At 51.7% G+C, this 18182-nt stretch carries 12 protein-coding genes; 6 read left to right on the top strand and 6 right to left on the bottom strand.

What is annotated here, in order from left to right; translation table 11 throughout:
* The first annotated feature begins 16 nt into the window (after window positions 1–16).
* From pglX to brxL, 4 genes are read left to right on the top strand one after another with little or no spacing between them, the layout of a single operon-like run.
* Window positions 17–4102: a BREX-1 system adenine-specific DNA-methyltransferase PglX gene (pglX, locus tag ACQK2L_RS02785; protein ID WP_425395410.1), complete on the top strand. Its 4086-nt coding sequence runs from the start codon at window positions 17–19 to the stop codon at window positions 4100–4102.
* Complete coding sequence (locus tag ACQK2L_RS02780) at window positions 4099–5454, top strand: hypothetical protein (RefSeq protein WP_425395409.1); 1356 nt, start codon at window positions 4099–4101, stop codon at window positions 5452–5454. Before pglX ends, ACQK2L_RS02780 begins: the two co-directional genes overlap by 4 nt.
* Window positions 5455–5475: 21 nt before the next feature.
* Entirely contained in the window at window positions 5476–8019 is a 2544-nt protein-coding gene (locus tag ACQK2L_RS02775; protein WP_425395408.1) for a PglZ domain-containing protein, read from the top strand.
* 16 nt (window positions 8020–8035) lie between these two features.
* Window positions 8036–10087, top strand: coding sequence for a protease Lon-related BREX system protein BrxL (brxL, locus tag ACQK2L_RS02770; protein WP_425395407.1), 2052 nt, complete (start codon window positions 8036–8038; stop codon window positions 10085–10087).
* A gap of 66 nt (window positions 10088–10153) precedes the next feature.
* On the opposite strand, the gene ACQK2L_RS02765 is transcribed toward brxL, so the two are convergent.
* A complete protein-coding gene (locus tag ACQK2L_RS02765) occupies window positions 10154–11137 on the bottom strand; it encodes a tyrosine-type recombinase/integrase (RefSeq protein WP_425395406.1) in 984 nt (327 codons plus the stop codon).
* A gap of 57 nt (window positions 11138–11194) precedes the next feature.
* Complete coding sequence (locus tag ACQK2L_RS02760; RefSeq protein ID WP_425395405.1) at window positions 11195–11806, bottom strand: hypothetical protein; 612 nt, start codon at window positions 11804–11806, stop codon at window positions 11195–11197.
* 347 nt (window positions 11807–12153) lie between these two features.
* Here ACQK2L_RS02760 and ACQK2L_RS02755 point away from each other — a divergent pair, with 347 nt between their 5' ends.
* Both ACQK2L_RS02755 and ACQK2L_RS02750 read left to right on the top strand, forming a co-directional pair.
* The gene (locus tag ACQK2L_RS02755) at window positions 12154–13644 is read left to right on the top strand and encodes a PcfJ domain-containing protein (protein WP_425395404.1); all 1491 of its coding nucleotides are present in this window, start codon (window positions 12154–12156) and stop codon (window positions 13642–13644) included.
* A gap of 375 nt (window positions 13645–14019) precedes the next feature.
* A complete protein-coding gene (locus tag ACQK2L_RS02750; protein WP_425395403.1) occupies window positions 14020–14889 on the top strand; it encodes a class I SAM-dependent methyltransferase in 870 nt (289 codons plus the stop codon).
* Window positions 14890–15266: 377 nt separating this feature from the next.
* On the opposite strand, the gene ACQK2L_RS02745 is transcribed toward ACQK2L_RS02750, so the two are convergent.
* From ACQK2L_RS02745 to ACQK2L_RS02730, 4 genes are all read right to left on the bottom strand, one after another.
* Window positions 15267–15500, bottom strand: coding sequence for a hypothetical protein (locus ACQK2L_RS02745; RefSeq protein WP_425395402.1), 234 nt, complete (start codon window positions 15498–15500; stop codon window positions 15267–15269).
* Between the two features lie 267 nt (window positions 15501–15767).
* Window positions 15768–16226 carry a hypothetical protein gene (locus tag ACQK2L_RS02740; protein ID WP_425395401.1) on the bottom strand — a complete coding sequence of 153 codons (459 nt, stop codon included), beginning with the start codon at window positions 16224–16226 and terminating at the stop codon, window positions 15768–15770.
* Window positions 16227–16273: 47 nt separating this feature from the next.
* Window positions 16274–16948 (bottom strand): NYN domain-containing protein, encoded by a 675-nt coding sequence (locus ACQK2L_RS02735; protein WP_425395400.1) that lies wholly within the window; start codon window positions 16946–16948, stop codon window positions 16274–16276.
* A 280-nt stretch (window positions 16949–17228) separates the two neighbouring features.
* Window positions 17229–17807 (bottom strand): MT-A70 family methyltransferase, encoded by a 579-nt coding sequence (locus tag ACQK2L_RS02730; protein ID WP_425395399.1) that lies wholly within the window; start codon window positions 17805–17807, stop codon window positions 17229–17231.
* Window positions 17808–18182: the final 375 nt, after the last annotated feature.

Genomic DNA, 18182 nt, shown 5'->3' with positions numbered 1-18182 from the left:
GAACGGAACTTCCTAAATGGATCAAGAAATACGCAATACACTGCAACGTGCCACTCAACAGATCCGACGCCTCTTGGAGGACGAGTTTGCCGAGCAGTTAGAAGGTACGTTTGATATCTTGCCGGGAGGCGAGATTCTTCCTGATCCAGGGAAGCACCTTGATGCACGTCAGCGATTGGCTCGACGCAAGTTGGTCGATGCCATCGAGCACATTAAGGCGTCTGGCAAGACGTCGCAGGAAGCGGTCGATGAATACACCCGCGAAGCCGCGTTTACGTTTCTCAACCGTTTCGTTGCGTTACGGATGCTTGAGGCACGGGGAATGTTGCAAGAGTGTGTCTCGAAGGGAGATCAATCGAGCGGATTCAAGGAATTCGGTGGACTAGCTCCGGGATTGTCGGCGCTGACGGACGGCGGGTATCGACTATATCTGGAATGCCTGTGCGATGAGCTGAGTGTTGAAGTCAAAGTGCTATTCGACCGTCGCGATACGGCCAGCATGCTGTGGCCTCGTCGAACTGCATTGACGGAGCTGCTGGGTATTCTTGGTCAGTCCGAATTGGCTGGCGTCTGGAGTGAAGATGAGACAATTGGCTGGGTGTACCAGTATTTCAACAGCGGAGAAGAACGCAAAAAGATGCGTGAGGAGTCGTCAGCTCCCCGCAACAGTCGTGAGCTGGCCGTTCGCAACCAGTTCTTCACGCCCCGCTATGTGGTCGAATTCCTGACGGACAACACGCTCGGCCGCATTTGGTACGAAATGCGAAAGGGTGAGACGCGGCTGGTCGAGGAGTGCGAGTATCTGGTCCGTCGCCCCAGCGAGGTCTTTCTTGCGGCGGGCGAAGAGCCACTTGCCGAAGATGTTGCTAATGAGCAGGATCTTCGGCAGGAAGAACTCCTGCAGAAAACGGTCTACATTACACACCGAGCGAAGAAAGATCCGAGAGACCTCAAGATTCTCGACCCGGCCTGCGGTAGCGGTCACTTCCTGCTGTATGCGTTCGATCTATTGATCTCGATTTACGAAGAGGCCTGGCAGGACGAAGAGAGTCCTGCATCGGAAATTACCGGCAAGCAATTGCGCGACGATTATGCCGAACTCACTCAGCTTCACGCTGCGCTACCCGGCTTGGTCCTAGCTTGCAATTTGCACGGGATTGACATCGATCCGCGGGCGGCCCAGATCGCTGCTCTCGCCTTATGGATGCGCGGGCAAAGGGCGTTCAACGAATGTCAGATTGCGCGGGATAATCGCCCTGCGGTTGACCGGTCGAACATTGTCTGTGCCGAGCCAATGCCGGGCGAAGCTGCATTTCTTGAGGAGTTTATCACTAAGCACCTGTCGGCAGACGCCGAAGGACAGTTTCTGGCGAGTCTAGTCAGGAAGGTCTTCGAGGCGATGAAACTGGCGGGGGAAGCCGGTTCGCTGCTGAAGATTGAAGAAGAAATCGCAGAAGAGGTTGCCAAGGCGAAGAAGCAGTGGTTGGAACGCCCAGAGTTCCAGCAGCAATCGCTTTTTGATGATGCCCCGAAGACTGTGCAGAAGGAACTCGATCTGACGTACGGCATAACCGATGAGTCGTTCTGGGGAGAAGCCGAACAACGAATCTATAACGCATTACAGGCGTACTCTGAACACGCGGAACGAAGCGGCGGTTTTCAGCGACGATTATTCGCGATTGATGCAGCACGCGGTTTTGCGTTCATTGACATTTGTCGCCTGCAATTTGACGTAGTACTGATGAATCCGCCGTTTGGTGAATGTCCGGAGACCGTAGCTGACTACATAGGCGCAGAGTATCCCCACCATGCATTCAATATACTATGTGCTATGCATGCGTCAGGGAGATCAAGACTAGCAGCAGGTGGCGCGCTGGGAGCTATTGTTGACAAGACGGTTTGCATTAAGTCGTCATACGCTAAGTATAGAGAAACGCAAATTCTGGACGAGCAGTGTTCGCTTTTAAACGTCGATCTTGGATGGTCCGTACTGGACGGCGCTCAGGTCGAGACGTGGTGTTTCGCGCAGAACGATACTGGTGGGAAGAAGTCGAGCAATTGGTTCTTCGATCTCACAAACGTAGATCGTACAACTTTAGGCAATGCGCTCCACAGTGTCATTAACGAACCGTCTTCAAAACACAGTATACGTATTTTTCAAACGACTTCGTTCCTTGAAATGCCCAATGCCTCGCTTGGGTTCTACAATCTATCTGATTCGATGAGAAAACTTTTCACGTCCACGAGCACGTTTGAGCCGGACGTCGCAGAAGTGCGTCAAGGACTTGGTATCGGTGGCTCTTGGCGGTACTTCCGACTTGTGCATGAGGCGCCATGCCAAGATTGTTGGGCACCTTTGGCCAACGGCGGTGGCTTCGCGCCGTATTTTCGAGACATTGACCTTAAAATTCTTTGGCGAGATCGAGGACGAGAAATAAAGGCAGAGCAGAGTGCAAGGTATGGCTCCGCCTCTCGCACAGTAAAGAATCAATCCAACTACTTCCGTGAAGGAATCAGCTTTCCTAAGAGGACCGACATCTTAAACGCCCATGTGATGCCAAGTGGCTGCATATTTAGTGTTGAGGGAATGGGCGTATTCCCGGTGTCAGCAGACAAAAGTGATTTGGCCCTTGCAATTCTCAACTCTCGATTAGCGTCATATTTAATTAGCTGCTATTCGGGTCAGCACAAACAGGCAGGTTACGTCAAACAACTACCGGCTCCGAGCAAAGGTGTCGAAGTCTCCGATGACGTAAACAAGATACTTAAGATTAAGCGACTTGTTGCGACGGGTGTTGAAACGAGCACGTCCTTTCAAGAACCTCATTGGCTGAAAGAATATCAAGACAAGAGTAAGGAAATCTGCACGATTGAGCAATTGCAACTGGAATTGTCCAAGCAATTCAATATTTGGAAGCACGAGATAGCGGATTGCCGTGAACGGATTGATGCAACTATATGTCAAGCCTACGAATTATCAGAGGCCGATATCGGGTTTCTTCACGCAGAGGCGCCGTATAGAGACCTTGGGTTATGGGACGGCATTGACGATAACAATGAGTCTCATCTCGCCGAGGGTATAGCGCGTCAAGTTGTGTCTTATGGGTTCGGTCTCGCACTCGGACGTTTTATGGAAGGGCGTCTATCAGAACAGCAAGTACTTTTCGGATGGCAGCCCGCCGAACTGCGTACGATCAGAAAAAATAGCAAATCTGTAATTCTCGTGGATGACGTAGGTCACCCGTGTGATGTGGCGTTGAAGCTTGAGCATTCGATTGAATCAGTTGTTGGCAAGCCACTCCAGAAGATTTGTCCCGACTTAAATCAATTGCTTGGGGATTCGCAGACGGGTACGAGAGAGTGGTTGCGACGCGATTTCTTTTCGTGGCATGAAGCACGTTATTCACGTGGCCGCCGAAAGGCGCCCATCTACTGGCAATTGGCGTCGCCTTCTACTTCCTATTCGGTCTGGCTTTACTTCCACGACTTAACCCGCGATACGTTTTTTCAGGTTCTCAACGAATACGTCAAGCCGAAGGTGAACCATGAGCGTCAGAAAATGGATCGCGTGCGGAGCGAAGCTGGAGCTGAGCCCACTCGATCGCAACGCAAGGAGATTGAAGACCAAGAGAGGTTTGTGACCGAACTGGCTGCAATGGCCGAAGAGATTGAGCGAATCGCTCCACTCTGGAATCCCAACACTGACGACGGCGTGATTATCAACTTTGCTCCCCTATGGCGTCTTGTGCCGCACAACAAGTCGTGGCAGAAAGAGTGCAAGAAGGTCTGGGACAAACTAGTCCAAGGCGAGTACGACTGGGCGCACCTAGCCATGCATTTGTGGCCTGAACGAGTCGTCCCCAAGTGCGCCAGTGACGCCAGTCTCGCCATCGCTCACGGCCTTGAGGAAGTCTTCTGGCAACAGGACGACCGAGAGCGTTTCCAACCCAAAGAAGAGCCGAAAAGTGGCTGGGACTCGATTGTAGAAGAACTTGTTGAAGCGAGAACCAGTCCCGCAGTGAAAGCGGCACTAGAGAGTTTGCTTAAAGCACCAGCTCCAGCTGGAACAACTAGGTCTAGACGGCGGAGGGCAACAACTTGAAGTTCCAGCCTAACGACATCCTTCCAGAATACGACGTTGAAGCTGTCGAGAAGTTGTTTTTTGTCCGGCAAGATCTATCGGATCTTGATGAACCGTCGAAGCAACAGTTGTTGACGAAGTTAAACAGCCTCGGTCTAAAGCAGACACGCTACGACAATGTGCAGATCCTCCTATGCACAATGCACGAGGCACGACAGCTAGATGAAAGCCGTTTTATCAACGACTTGTTTCTGCCTTGGTTTGCATTGCGTACAAAGACAGGCCCCCATCTAGAGCGAATAGCTCGCGAGTTGTCGCGAGTATCGGAGTTCGAGCCAGGAAGCGTGGAGGAGGCGACTCATCTCGTCAATATCTACCGGAACCAAGTTGCAGATTTATTCGATCCCTACATGACATTGCTAGTCGCCTGTTTTCAGTTTATTGAGGGGAAGTTCACAACCCTTTGTGATGCTGACTTAACCAATGGAGAAAGGACAAAGTCCGAATACCTCACAAAACGAATCAACAGTCTGTTCACTGGCGAGACATTCTTGTCCGGATACGATCCTCTAGTGCGCAATGCCATCTCACACGCTGGGTCTCGTGGTATTACCTATCTAAGCGACCGAGTGGTCTTTAAGAACATTAAGCGGGAAACACCGCCAAGAATTGAAACTGTTGACTGGACGTTTGATGAGTTGCAGAAGCGGATTCTGCAATTGATGGAATCCGTCGTATCGATAGAGGCAGGTGTAGAAATATTTGGTCTGGATTGTTCTTCGCTTATCAGCGCGGATTTTTCCACGCAACTGAACTTCGCTTTTCATGCCCTGTCGCCGCAACAAGTCGAGGAGTGGAAAAGTCGTGGAGAAGAGACTCTTGCAAAGATTAGAGACGCAGATAACGCTGACGACCAAGCGAAGCAGGAAGCTCTGTCTCACATGCTGTTTTACAACCTCAGAGTCCGAGATATGGAATGCATTGGGACTCGTTTTTCAAGCGAGAAATTGGCGGTATGCGTCGATGTGCCAATCATCGCTCTTGACGTAGATGATGATTCGCAGCTTCTCGCCAGGCTGTCTGATTTAATCCGGTACGCGATATTAGCACGCTCTATCTTCGGAGAGATGTATTCAGAGGTATTGGTAACAGAAACAAGCGCAGACCGGAAACAACATCGGATACTCGGACAATTCAAAGGAACGGAATTGTCAGATTGGATTGAAGAACATGCGGGGATTGTAGATCTATTGAACAATTCCGCATGGAGCTTAGATGGCAAGCCACTTGGGGTAGAAGTAGACTTCGAGAAATTGAGTGAGTCAGAGTTGACGAGCCCCGACATGCCATTTCCGCGGTACGATGCAAAATAGACGAAGTCGAACGAGAAACTAATGCACGACCTTCACAAACACCTGACTCAGACCCTCTCCGATAAACTCGCCAAGCGGCGGGTTGTGGTGTGGTACGACACCCGCAGTGAGTTCACGGGTTTCATAGGCGAACTTGTTGACGGCGAACTGCCCACTGAATGTCGACTTGATGAGGTTTCCATCGGAAGCCATTCAGCGTCGCTTTGTGTGATTCAAGATTCATTCTTTGCAGTTAAGTTTGCAGTGGAACAAATAGTCTCCGTCGATTCTCCCAATCCCGTGCTGGTTTATCTGCCGCATAGGAAACGTGACGACGATACAGCGGTGCTAATGGAGCTGGAGGCCGGTGGAGAGCGGTGGGAACCGCAACTCAAGCGTGAATCACGTCGTGTGCTGAAGCAGCAGTTTGGCGATGGCCAGATCGACAAACTGCTGAGTTCTCCGAGCATAACCTACGAAGACATCGTGAATGTCTTGGCGGGCGATAGCGAGCGGGGGTCTTCGGGATCACTGTTAGAAGTCATTTACGAGGCTCGTCACGACAACGTGTCCGTAGTGGCGGCATGGCTGGCGAGTTCCGAAAAAGACGAAGCGGTCATCGAAAAGGGAGCGACAACTGAGCTGTACCAATTGCTCGAATCGCGCATGGGATTAACGTTCAATGAAGGCATCGACCTTCAGGAAGCACGCCGCAAAGCGAGTCGCTACGTATTGCTGGCTGAGTTTCGAAACGATCTGGTTGGCGAGGCACCTTCCTCGCTCAATCTCGTTGAGCAACCAACAGCGAAGCAACTTGAACTGGTTTTGTCGGTTGCTAACACGCTTCGCAAGAAACACGCAGAAGCCTATGTGCTAATTGCGGATGCGATTGAGCAAGAACTGCATCTCAGTTCTCAAGGAATACTTCCTGAGCATCTCGGCAAGATCGATACGTTTCGATTCGAGGAGCAAGTATTGCTGGATCACGTCGGTCAGTTGATTGTCGCGGGCGAGTTCAACAAATCGCAAGGAATTGTCGATCAACGCAGACACAGTTTCTGGGCGCTGCATCAACTGCAACGACAGGAACAATGGCAGGCCTACGGGTTGGCAGCGGAGTTGGGATTGGCCGTGCAGGAAGTTGATACGCAACTGCCAAGTGAGACCAAGACTCCAGTGCGTTGGGTCGAAGGCTACGTGGCAGAGAAGGGATGGTATCGCGTCGATCTGCTCCATCGGCGCATGGAATCAACTCTGTCGGCAATGACCGATTCGATTGCTTCGGAGAAAGTGGTGCATCGAGTTCGCCAAGACTATGAAAGTCTAGTGGACCGAATGACAGACGGATTCGTCGCCGCGTTCAAAGGGTCCGATTGGGCAATTCCGGGGATTCTTCATCAGACGAATGTCTACAGCAAGCACGTTGCCAGTCCGGCGGAACCTGTCTGCTTCATACTCGTCGATGCGCTTCGCTACGAAATGGGAATTGAGCTAAAGGGGCTGCTCGAATCCGCGCAGCAATTGAGCATCGAGCCCGCTGTGGCGGCTGTCCCCACAATCACCCCTATTTGCATGGCAGCTCTGATGCCAGGAGCAGAGGAGTCGTTCTCCGTCGTCGAGAGTGGGAAAGACCTCGGCGGTAAGATTCATGGCTCCACTACAGGTTCATTGGCCGATCGAAGGAAGTACTGGAAGGGGCAGGTTCCTGACGTCGTTGATTTGGAGTTGGATAAGGTTCTCAGTCATTCGAGTTCTCAATTGGAAAAGCGAGTCAGCGGGGTGCCGCTGTTGTTAGTTCGTAGTGTCGAAATCGACGCGATGGGTGAGGGAGGAAATACGTCTCTTGCCCGACAAGTGATGGATACTACGATCAACAATGTGGCGCGGGCAATCAAGCGACTCGCGGTGATGGGGATCTCGAAGTTCGTGGTGGCAGCGGATCATGGCCACTTGTTTATCCATGAGCGAGATGAGTCGGAAAGAATCGAAAAGCCAGGTGGCGAGCAAGTTTCTCTGCATCGGCGATGCTGGGCCGGACGCGGTGGAGCGACGCCACCATCGACAGTTCGTATCTCGGCAGCACAGTTTGGATATGAATCTGATCTCGATTTTGTGTTTCCGACCAATAACTCGGTTTTTCGGGCGGGCGGCGACTTGGCTTACTACCACGGTGGGTTGAGTTTGCAGGAATTGCTCATTCCGGTTCTCACCGTGCGTATGCCAACCGAGACTAAGGCATCAAACGCAGAGATCAACATCTCACTAGCAAAGGTACCCGATCAGATCGTCAACCGCATTGTTACCTTTGGTATCAATGCTGAGGCATCCCTGTTCTCACAGGATGACTTTGCAGTTCGACCTGTGCTGCTCAGTGATGGCCAACATGTGGGGCACGTGGGAATGGTTCTAGATGCTACGCACGACCAGCTCACTCATTGTGTGAGTATTAGACCCGGCACAAATTGCACAGTCGGTGTACAGTTGCTCCGGGAAGATATTACTAGCGTCGAGATAGTTGTTCTCGATCCAGATACAGACCGAATACTCGTAAAGTCGAATAAGATTCCTGTGAAACTAGGAATCTGATGAGATAGGTAGACCTATGACTGAAGAACAAACGCCGATCAGCCAAGACTCGCTTGATCAAAAGCTAACCCAAGCCTTTGACGGTAAAGTCGTCCGCAAGGACTTGGTCCGTAAAGTCAAAGTTGGGGCAAATGTTCCAGTGTTTGTACTGGAGTTCTTGCTGGGAAAATACTGCGCTTCGTCCGACGAAATGGCCATTCAGATGGGCCTCAAAGTCGTAAACGAAACACTTGCGGAGAATTACATTCGGCCCGACGAGTTCATGAAGGCCCAGTCCAAAGTGGAGCAGCTCCAAGGCTCATCTCATACGTTCATTGACAAAGTGAAAGTGCGACTTGCTGATTCTGAGTACTGGGCAGAGCTTGTCAACTTCAATCACAAATATGTCCACGTCTCTCCGAAATACGTCAGAGAATACGACCGTCTGTTGACGGGCGGAGTGTGGGCTCAAGTCGAAATGAAATTTGAGTACGACGAGGAATCTCGTGGAAAGAATCCGTTTTGGATCAACAAGCTCCAGCCAATTCAAATCGCTTCATTCGATGTGGAAGAGTATCAACGGGGCCGAGCTGGATTTACCTCCGACGAGTGGATCGATGTAGTAATTCGCACTATGGGCTATGAGCCCAACGTCATGGACAAGCGTCTAAAGATGCTGTTTATGGTTCGACTGATCCCGCTTACTGAACGTAATTTCAATCTAGTTGAGCTTGGACCTCGGGGAACTGGTAAGAGCTACGCCGTACAGGAGCTTTCACCGTATGGAGCACTACTGACAGGCCCCACTACCGTAGCCAACATGTTCGGGCACATGTCCGGCAAGCAGAAGGGCATGGTGACCATATGGGATGTTGTTGCATTCGATGAAGTCGCTGATCTGCAAAAGATGCCAAAAGAAGTCATCACGACGATGAAAACGTACTGCGAATCCGGCACTTTTCAGCGTGGAAAAGAATCTGACACTGGCGATGCGAGTATCGCGATGTTCGGCAACACAAACCAGCCGATTGACGTAATGGTCCAACAAGGACACCTGTTTGCACCGATGCCGGATGTAATTCGGGATGACATGGCATTTATTGATCGACTGCATTTTTATCTGCCCGGCTGGGAAGTTCCCAAAATGCGACCGGATCTATTTACAGGTCACTACGGTTTTGTGGTTGATTATTTTGCTGAAGCATTACGTGCGCTAAGGAAGCACAATTTCACTGAGACACTTGATAAGCATTTCAATCTCGGCAGCCATCTGAATACACGCGATCAAAAGGCCGTGCGAAAGACCGTTTCAGGGTTAATGAAGATTATCTATCCGCACGGCGAAATCTCGAAGGAGGAACTGGCTGAATTAGTCGAGTTCGCCATTGAGGGGCGTCGTCGAGTAAAAGAGCAACTCAAGAAGATGGGCTCATTCGAGTACTACCAAACATCATTTAGCTACAGCGACCGAGAACTTGGCGAAGAAAAGTTCGTCGGCGTGCCCGAGCAAGGAGGCAAGGATTTGGTTGCTGCCGACCCACTGGCACCAGGTTCGGTATACACAGGGGCTATTGGAGCTGATGGAACTGTCGGACTGTACCGGCTCGAAGTCACGATTACTTCTGGGACAGGCAAGCTAAAAGTAGCTGGTGGTGTGCGAGGTACGACGAAAGAATCAATGAGCCGCGCTTTTAGCTATTTGCTATCGAAAAAAGTAGAATTTGGTATGGGACGAGAGATAGACGGCTCGGATTTCCATGTCGAATCCATCGACCTTCTCAACAATGGTGTAGAGGCCGAAGTAGGGGTGGCCTTTTTCGTAGCGGCATTCTCGGCGCTACGGCATTCGCCTATAACGGCGGCAACACTAATTCTCGGCGATATGAGCATTCAAGGAAACATCAAGGAAGTGCGTTCGCTTACCGAGCCCCTGCAGCTTGCGAGAGACAACGGCGTCAAACGAGCGCTTGTGCCTATCGAGAATAAGCGTCAGTTCTTGGAAGTAAGCGGGGATATCATGGAGCATGTTGATCCAGTCTTCTACGGAGACCCCAAGGCAGCAGCGTTCAAGGCGTTGGGAATGAACTAGGAGCGGTCAATCACGGGAGTCCAAGAGTGCAAAGTGTGTTTACCGCGGTAGGGTATCCAGCTTTCCTCAGATTAGGATACGTTCGATCTCATCAAGCGTGAGTTCATCACTGGTGCGGTCGTACAGTTTTGTGGTTCGCGGCGATTCGTGGGCAGCGATGGCCTGAGCATTCTCAATAGTTCCACCGTTCTCCAAATAAGCGGTAATCCCAGTCGCCCGAAAGGTATGGCAGCTAATCCGCTCGCTCAGTCCAGCCTGTCGCGCACGCCGTTTGACCATTCTGGCGGCATCCTGGCGACTCATCCGATTGCTGGTAATTTCGCCGGATCGCCCAGCCGCCGTACGGAAGAGGGGACCCGTCGCATCAGCTTCGTTACCAGCGGCGGCGATATAGGCATCAAGAAATTCCTCGGCCTTGTGATGGGCTGGCACTTCATGGAACTTGCCACCTTTCTCGTGAAGTCTGATGTAGCCGCGTTTTCCGAGGTGATAGTAGTCTTCGATATTCATTCGCAGGACGGCAGACACACGGGCAAAACTGAAAATCATCAGAGCGATAAGGGCACGGTCTCGAAGACCGAGAGTCGTTGAACAATCAATCGAGTCAAGCAGCTGCCGTGCTTCTTCGGCACTGAGGACGGGCGTCTTGCCGCGTTTCACAACGTGCTTCGGGCCGCGAACGGCGGATGCTGGATTTGTCGGCAGAATTTGACCGACAACGAGCCAGTCAAAGCACATTCGAATCGCAGCCAGATGCTGCTTAACGGTTGGGCTCGAATAGATGGTGCCTAGATACTCGATGTAAGCGGCAACGACGATTGGCTCAATTGCCAGCAGGTCGAAGTCGTGATCGTCACACCAAGCGAAGAAGTCCGAGAGGGCGCGTGCATACGCTTGTCTGGTGTTCTGGTTCCGAATCGTTGCGGTGAAGAACTCGAAGAAGCGCTTCTTTGCTCGCGGGCCAGCGGTCTCGATCAATCGAGGCGCGGGAAGATTAACGGCTAAAGATACCGTCGCCAGTTGGTTGGATTTAGCGTCGTCTGAGTCCACTTGAAGACTAGGTTTCGTGATACATAACGTCCTTTATGTATCACTAAATAGGGCGGCTCAACAAGCAGAAGTTGAGCGTAGAAAATCGCCTAGGGACTCCGCCGTTGCGTAGTCTCCAAGTCGATGGCCACCATGCCGCAAAGGTATAATCGACGCCTGTTCTCGCATCACAAGCCTAGCATAGAGTTCCTGATTGGCTAAATGGTTGCATACAGCGTCTTGCGGACCACAGTAAAGTTGAAGCGGCTGCACCCAGTGCTCGGGACACTCGAAGTTCGCTGGAATTGCGTCAGCTCCGAAGGCGGCGGCCCCCAAGCATCGTGGATCTTCGTGAATGCCGTTCAACGCGAGCGCTGCTCCTCCCGAGAAAGAACACACATAGAACGGTATTTCGTTCCAAATATCTAACAGCTCGGTCAGGACGTGCGCATTCCAGTCTGCCAACGCTTCAGGCTCGCTTGCAAAGCGATTATATGGCACGTCATACGGGGCACTAACATGCATAAAAGTGATCGGACTCTCACCGAGGCTAATCAACACCGAGTCAAAGACGGGTATAAGCGTCTTGCTACGTTCGATGTACTCTTCCTCATCAACCCCTGAACCGCCAAAGAAAACCACAAGTTCAACAGAAGTCTCTGCGAGTTCGAAAACGTCGGCATGAGCCATGCGGCCTAGGATACGACTATCGATTCTCTGCTTGTAAGAGTTCACAGGAATTGACCGGTTTGACAGCGGAATTAAGCCAGACTTGAATCAGATACGACAGTTCTTTCATCTTCTTGGAATTACCCGTATCGCGGTTGAGAGCAGCCACTCCCAGCATTGTATCACTTCCGAAGTTTCGGTGAAGCGGAGCAATGCCAAACGCGTACCCGCTGCGCGGCGGACAGTTCTATGGGTATTAGAAGAGTACCCAAAGTACCATTGGCTGTCCGAGAAGACACCAAGCACTTTACAAATGGATTATTCGATCAAAAATGACATGACACATTCGCTGTATCCACGATCAAGCCATGATGGATTCCACCGTTTCCCTCACCGACCTGAGTTTTCGGACACGCCCAGGTAGCTTTCGGATTGAAGCAAGGGGGCTGCCTGTGGTTGAAGTTGCGTTGCAAGAAACCGGCTTTAGCGTTCGACGAGTAATCGACGAATACCGGCAGCGGCGACTTTTTTCACATTGCGGGTTTGGCTGCTTGGCGGATTGCGACTGCCAGCCAAGGTGCAACTGTGCGGATGCAGCTGGAGAAACTACAGATTGCCGCGGCGAATGTAATCGGTGCTTCGACGCGATGGCCCCGGAGTATTGGTTCCCCTATTTAGGGCCGAGCCTTGTGTGTGTTCGCGATGTCGCCTGGAACATTGCTTGGGCTGCCTTCGGGCCGGAAGTCCGTCCCGATTCGAAATCAGTTCTAGAACTTTCCAAGTTGCTCCGTGGCCCGGTGGCCGAGCAAACAAAGCGACTTCTCCGCAAGGCGAGCCATACCGTCCTGGCCATACAGAAAACGGCTTTCCATACGGCGATGGAGGTCAGCAGCTTGTTTAAGGACACCAGGCTTTATCAGCATCCCTATTTAGAGAAGGATTTGCTGACTTATCCCGCTGCCGCTACCGTGCTTGCGATCGCACCACGAGCCCTTTGGAAACAAGGTGTAATTGATGTGACCAATAGGTGTCGGGCCGACCTCCAAGGTCTTGTGTTGCAGCATGCTCAGAACTGGCGAGCAGTACTTTCACCGTCAGGCCGATCGTATCGCAGTTTGAGCAGAACACTCGTACAGTTGCCAGGGCGTGTTCCCCTTTATTTGCTGCCCCATTTGGCGGAAGTGGAATTGGAGCGTCCCGTTGTGGATCGGGTCGAACTAATTGCATTGCTAGAAGCCGCCTGTTATCTCCACGACCTCCGCCCACTCCATGCAGAGCTTGTAGAAGCGCCGCAGTCGCCAAACCTTCGCGTGTTTAAGCATGCTAAGCGGGCAGAACTGACGCAAGCGATGCAATCGGTTGCTATGGCGTTGGGCTGCGAACTTTCGTCCCGCAGAGCCGAGAATATTGGTGCGATGGCTCGATACTTAATGGCCTACCCAGAACCTCACTACGGGCGCATAGGAGGGCTCACCCGTAAGTCAATCGCTTGGCATCGAGCGGGTGCTCGCGATCGACTCGTCGAGCTCCATAGCCAACATGAGGAGTATTTTGACACGGCGACGACCCTCCCCTCGATTGACCTCCCGAAATCTTCTCACCTTACCTTCCTCCGAACCGCTGGTGATGTTTATCAGGAGGGCAATCGCATGAAGCACTGTGTTGCACAGCTTGCAAACAAAGCTATTGCAGGTTCATGCTACCTATTTCACTGCAATTACGATGGGTGCCACGCAACAATCGAGGTCGATCAGTCTGGACGCATTATTGAAGCGCGTGGGCCGTTCAACCAGCATAACCTAGCAGTAGATTACGGGACTCGTTCCCTAGAAGTTTGGGGGAGTAAATTGCGAAAGTAAGTTAGCCCAAGATTTTCAGATGCCCTTGTGTAAGCATTATTCCCTCCTCTGTCGTTGTCCGTGACTTTTCAGCCAAGGCGATAAGATATAGCTGCCTATGCTATCCTTCGCTTTGGCACAATGACTAAACCGAATTCAGTAGTTATCTACTCCTCTTGTGCGTTATACCCGATTGCCCATGTAGACGCGCATTAGTCAGATTCAGCATTTTTATACCCAAGGTCGAGAAACTGCATGTGCACCTAAATTGCACTCGCACCCTGGGGGTGGCGAATGCCATTTCCTCCTTGGAATAGTTGTTTGAATTTCTTTCCAAGACCTGATAATCGAGCTTTATGACGATATTGTCAGAGACGTTGACATCCTGGAGGAACAGTGAGTGTAGATATAGCTTATACCGATGAGCGACAACATCCCAACCATCAGCAGCTCCTCAAGTCACTTAAGTCAGGAGAGTACTCGTTCATCGATCTAGGTTGCGGTACGGGCGAGTCAATCGCCCACTGCGAAAATCAGTTCAAGAGAGGGAAAGGAATCGGCTTCGACATCAGTCCTAGCAAGATTGCGGGAGCTATAGATAATGGCTATCCGGCAATCTTCGCAGATGTGACGAAGACGGACTTCGACGACGATCTCGTCGATTTCTGCACGATGATGGATTTTCTTGAACATCTGCGCACGGAAGAAGCCGCGGTTGCCATTCTTGAAGCCGCAGGTAAAGTCGCCAAGGACTTCTTGTTTATTCGTCATCCGAGTTTCGAAGACAGAGACTATTTAGAGTCTCTGGAGCTAAAGCTAGACTGGACGGACTGGTCTGGCCATCGAAACAGGATGCTTTTGAGTGACTTCCATAGAGTATTCGCTTCGCTCGGCTGGTCGGATTACATCATCATCCCACAGAAGCAGATACTATCTTCAGACCATCCGGCGATAGTACCGGTAACTGCCGCCACTGATACAGTGCGCTACAATGCAACAGTTCACGGCTCAAAAAGATTTCTGACGTTTAATCGGCCTTTATGGACGCAGTTCGATATCTACGTGAGGTTAAGTCCAGACTTCCTACAACAAGATTGGCTGAACGTAGTAAGTACTTCTGATCAGAACTCTATAAATGAACTTCTGTCCAAAGAGAACCGACGTCTCTTCCGGAAGCTATCTGCTTCGAAAATACTACCGGTTGAGCAGTCTCCAAGTGAACTCAGCATTATTAGTTCGATCAGACATCGTATTTTCAAGAGATAGTCCCATCCAGCCGATCCGTTCACGCCTCTGTTGTTCTACTGTTTTTAACACACCCAATAGGTGGCAAGTCCGTTTCGTCTAGGTCTGGAGACATTCGCGAATCGGCTTCGTTATTATTGATGGGTGCGAAATCGGAAACAACCGTCTTGGGAATCTGATACACAGCCAAGCCACCGGAGTAGTAATAAATAATAAGATCTACTACTGGCAAAGTTGATCGAGTAGCGAGAATACTTCTTGGGGAAAAATTCTTAAAGGTGCTGTCCTCGAAGGAAAGTCTTGATGCACACTCCTAAGCTGCGATTTCATCTAACAGTATCGGAAGTAGAATAAAAAGATGCCGGAGCGGCCCGAAGGCCGCCCGGCTCTCGCTTCGTTTAAGAAGGCTGGCGTTGTTCGTAGATCCAGGAATGCGCCTGATCGGCTACCTTGGCTACGATGAGCAAATCATCGCGTCCGAAACTGTCAGAGGTTTGCCACTCTTCCGACCCTTCTGGTCGATAGATCCGCTGAATCTGGACGTTGTGGCGAGTACCTGCCGAAGTTTCATTCTCCCAAATCACTGCCTTGATGCGACCAATTCGGATTTCGTGAGCGCTTTTCTTTGCCATTGTTTGTTCCTCCGTTTGAGAAAGGGTTAGTTTGTTTACTCACCAAGTGCTGGTGAACAACTAACACTTTCGTCGGAGGACTTTCCCGTTGTGATCTCCGAGACTGGCGAGAAACCGGATCTACTCAGGTCAAGTGACAGGCCCTGCTGGCATGCGACCTGACCGGTCGACAGGAGTGGCGAGTAACTCAGGGGCAATGGCTTTGAAAACGAAAGAAGAACAAATGGTCTGCCAAGAGCTGTGGAATGAACATCTTAGGCAAGGGCGTTATGCAGATTCAGCGACTCGCTCGGGAAAGACTGGCACAGCTTCTGTTCTTGGCGTGGTATGTAACGCAGCCAACTGGTAGCCAGCAGGTGTCTCCTCGAACTCGTCCGCGCTCAGGACTTCTTTAAGACGAAGCGACAAGCCCATGCGGGAGTAGCCTCGTTCTCTGAGGCGACGTTCGACTTCTGCTCGAAGCTCGTTAGCTTGAAGGGCACTAGTTTGCAAAACAGCAACCACGGCCTCCCTGACGACGGTCTTAACTGGCGAAGGCTTTGTCGTCCCCCTCTTGCCGTTAAGCTTTCCAGTGCTTGAAACTCCGAGGGCAGTGAGTGCCCCGCGAACGCGTTTGAGAGCGTCATCAAGCTCCGAGGCTCGTTGGTCTAGCTCGGATTTGCGCTCGAGCAGGGTCGTCTCTTCTTGCTGTAGCGTAGAGATAGCGGAGTTTAGACGTTCTAACATGATGGAGTCCTTTCAGTAGAATGGATAAGCGGAATGCATGATTGGCGTCAGGCGATATGCCTCACGCGATACTGATTGTCGGGAAAGTCTTGAAGCTCGAATTGATTCGTCGCCATGAAGACTTCGGAGATGCTCGCGAATCCCCAACGTTGCTGTCGGTAGAGCGTTGAGTGGATTTGCAGGTAGTCCTCGACTGCTTGAATCTTCGCCCAGCCGTTCTTATTCGCATGAGCAGTCACGGCGACGCGAAGCACCCGTATTTGCTGCTTCCGAATCGGACCGCTAACAGGCGAGCTGTCGCCGAGGCAGAGGAACTCAGAGCAGGAAGACTTCAGCTTCTTGGAAGCATCGTTTGGGCCTATTCCGAAGCAAGGATTGCCTTCCGCAATGAGTTCTTCTGCCAGAGCAGCGAAGTCGCCATCGGCGCTCACGATGCAGACCGCCTCAGCCGTACCTCTCCTCACCAAACGCTTGGCAGCACGGCAGATTGCTTCGTCGGTCGAGTTCGAGCACCTGAACGCCCTTTTTACGCGACAGAGGTCGAAGCCAAGGGCTTTGACCACTGGCGACTGCCACGGCGGCGTGGTCGTTCTTCGAAATTCTCCGTAGACGATACGCACGGAAACGATGCCAAGCGTGCCCGCTTTGTGGAGAATTTCCTCAGCGAATTCGGGAGCGATGTTTTCACCGTCGACCAATAGTGCAAGCTTTTTCTCGTTCATGATTGCAGTGCTCCGAGGGAGTTAAATGGCGAAACCGTGTGAATCACCCAGTGGTTGTGTCAGCAAGGCGGCCTTGCCGGTCCAGGGGACGTATCATCCTCACCCGGTGCTTGGGATGATACGACGCTGGAGAGAGGCAGGAGGGCCTGACCTAGTGGGTAATGCAATTCGCCATGAAAACTCCTCTCGGAAATGGGACATGAGAATAGATGCTAGAAACGAATGTAGGTCGGCGGATTCATCATCTTGGCAGCCGGGATGCTCAGTGAGTATCTGAGAGTCACCAATAGCTCGGCTGAACTTGGTCACCGAATACGGTCCATTGACCGTCGGGGATCTGCTCACGCCCGAACAGCTCAAGGTAGGGCCCCGGACTGACTTTCTCAACTAGATGACGGAAGACCCCCGGCTTCCGGCTATGCTTACGTCGTGCAGTGCAAAGCCAACTTGGGTGCTGGCGTTCCTGGAAACAGAGGTTGCCCTTGACGCCGAGAAGCATGTACTCGTGAGACATCCTCCAGTAGTTGCCAGTGCCGATTTGGTCTTTGATCCAAACAAGTCCAGACTTGTATTCAAAGCCCCACGCTTTGATGAGGTCGAACGCTTCACGGAGGAAAGAGCTGGTGGTCCAGAGATGAAGGTGAGCGTTAGGCCTCACCAGTGAAGGGACAGGGAGCGACAGGAGTTTCTCCATTGGCATCGCTCCGTAGTGATTGATTGCCGCACCGCGAGCGGCCGTATTCTCATACGGCCAAGGCGGGTCACAGTAGACGGTCGAGAATTGAAGGCCCTGCTCAACTAGTTCGGCGAGGTCTTCAGTCACTTGAGGATAATATTCCGCTGGGGCTGACCTACTCATGGCGCACCTCCCTCGGAAGCATCCGAAGAAGCAGCACAGTCCATCAAAGTGATGACTGCTTCGCGAACGTGAGGAGGTAGTTGCGGCCAACGCTGAGCGATATAATCGAGCGTGGGCGAGAACTCGGAATTGCCGTCCAATGCCAGCGAGTGACGCTCAGAGACGTCAGTACGTGGCCCAGATGTGGACGGCGTTTCGGGTGGTTCGCCTAAGTCGTTGGCTGGTTTCCCGTTGCGAATTTCAGCATTCGCATTCGATTCCCGCCGCCTCCACTTTTTGGGCTCCTAAATCGTTAATGCAAAACGACTTGCGTTAATGAGGGCGGCGGGTTTCAAACCCGCCGCCCTCAGCTCAATGCCAGTTGCCGGCACTTCA

The organism is Aeoliella sp. (genome assembly GCF_965227375.1).
GTDB lineage: Bacteria > Planctomycetota > Planctomycetia > Pirellulales > Lacipirellulaceae > Aeoliella.
Note: the sequence above shows the minus strand (reverse complement) of the source record. Positions and strands in the feature narration are given on the sequence as shown.

Excerpts from the sequence above, each read along its gene's own strand:
- ACQK2L_RS02755 (WP_425395404.1), top strand. The coding sequence starts at position 12,154 with ATGATGGATTCCACCGTTTCCCTCACCGACCTGAGTTTTCGGACACGC.
- ACQK2L_RS02740 (WP_425395401.1), bottom strand. The coding sequence starts at position 16,226 with ATGTTAGAACGTCTAAACTCCGCTATCTCTACGCTACAGCAAGAAGAG.
- ACQK2L_RS02760 (WP_425395405.1), bottom strand. The coding sequence starts at position 11,806 with ATGGCTCATGCCGACGTTTTCGAACTCGCAGAGACTTCTGTTGAACTT.
- brxL (WP_425395407.1), top strand. The coding sequence starts at position 8,036 with ATGACTGAAGAACAAACGCCGATCAGCCAAGACTCGCTTGATCAAAAG.
- ACQK2L_RS02745 (WP_425395402.1), bottom strand. The coding sequence starts at position 15,500 with ATGGCAAAGAAAAGCGCTCACGAAATCCGAATTGGTCGCATCAAGGCA.
- pglX (WP_425395410.1), top strand. The coding sequence starts at position 17 with ATGGATCAAGAAATACGCAATACACTGCAACGTGCCACTCAACAGATC.
- ACQK2L_RS02775 (WP_425395408.1), top strand. The coding sequence starts at position 5,476 with ATGCACGACCTTCACAAACACCTGACTCAGACCCTCTCCGATAAACTC.
- ACQK2L_RS02730 (WP_425395399.1), bottom strand. The coding sequence starts at position 17,807 with ATGAGTAGGTCAGCCCCAGCGGAATATTATCCTCAAGTGACTGAAGAC.
- ACQK2L_RS02735 (WP_425395400.1), bottom strand. The coding sequence starts at position 16,948 with ATGAACGAGAAAAAGCTTGCACTATTGGTCGACGGTGAAAACATCGCT.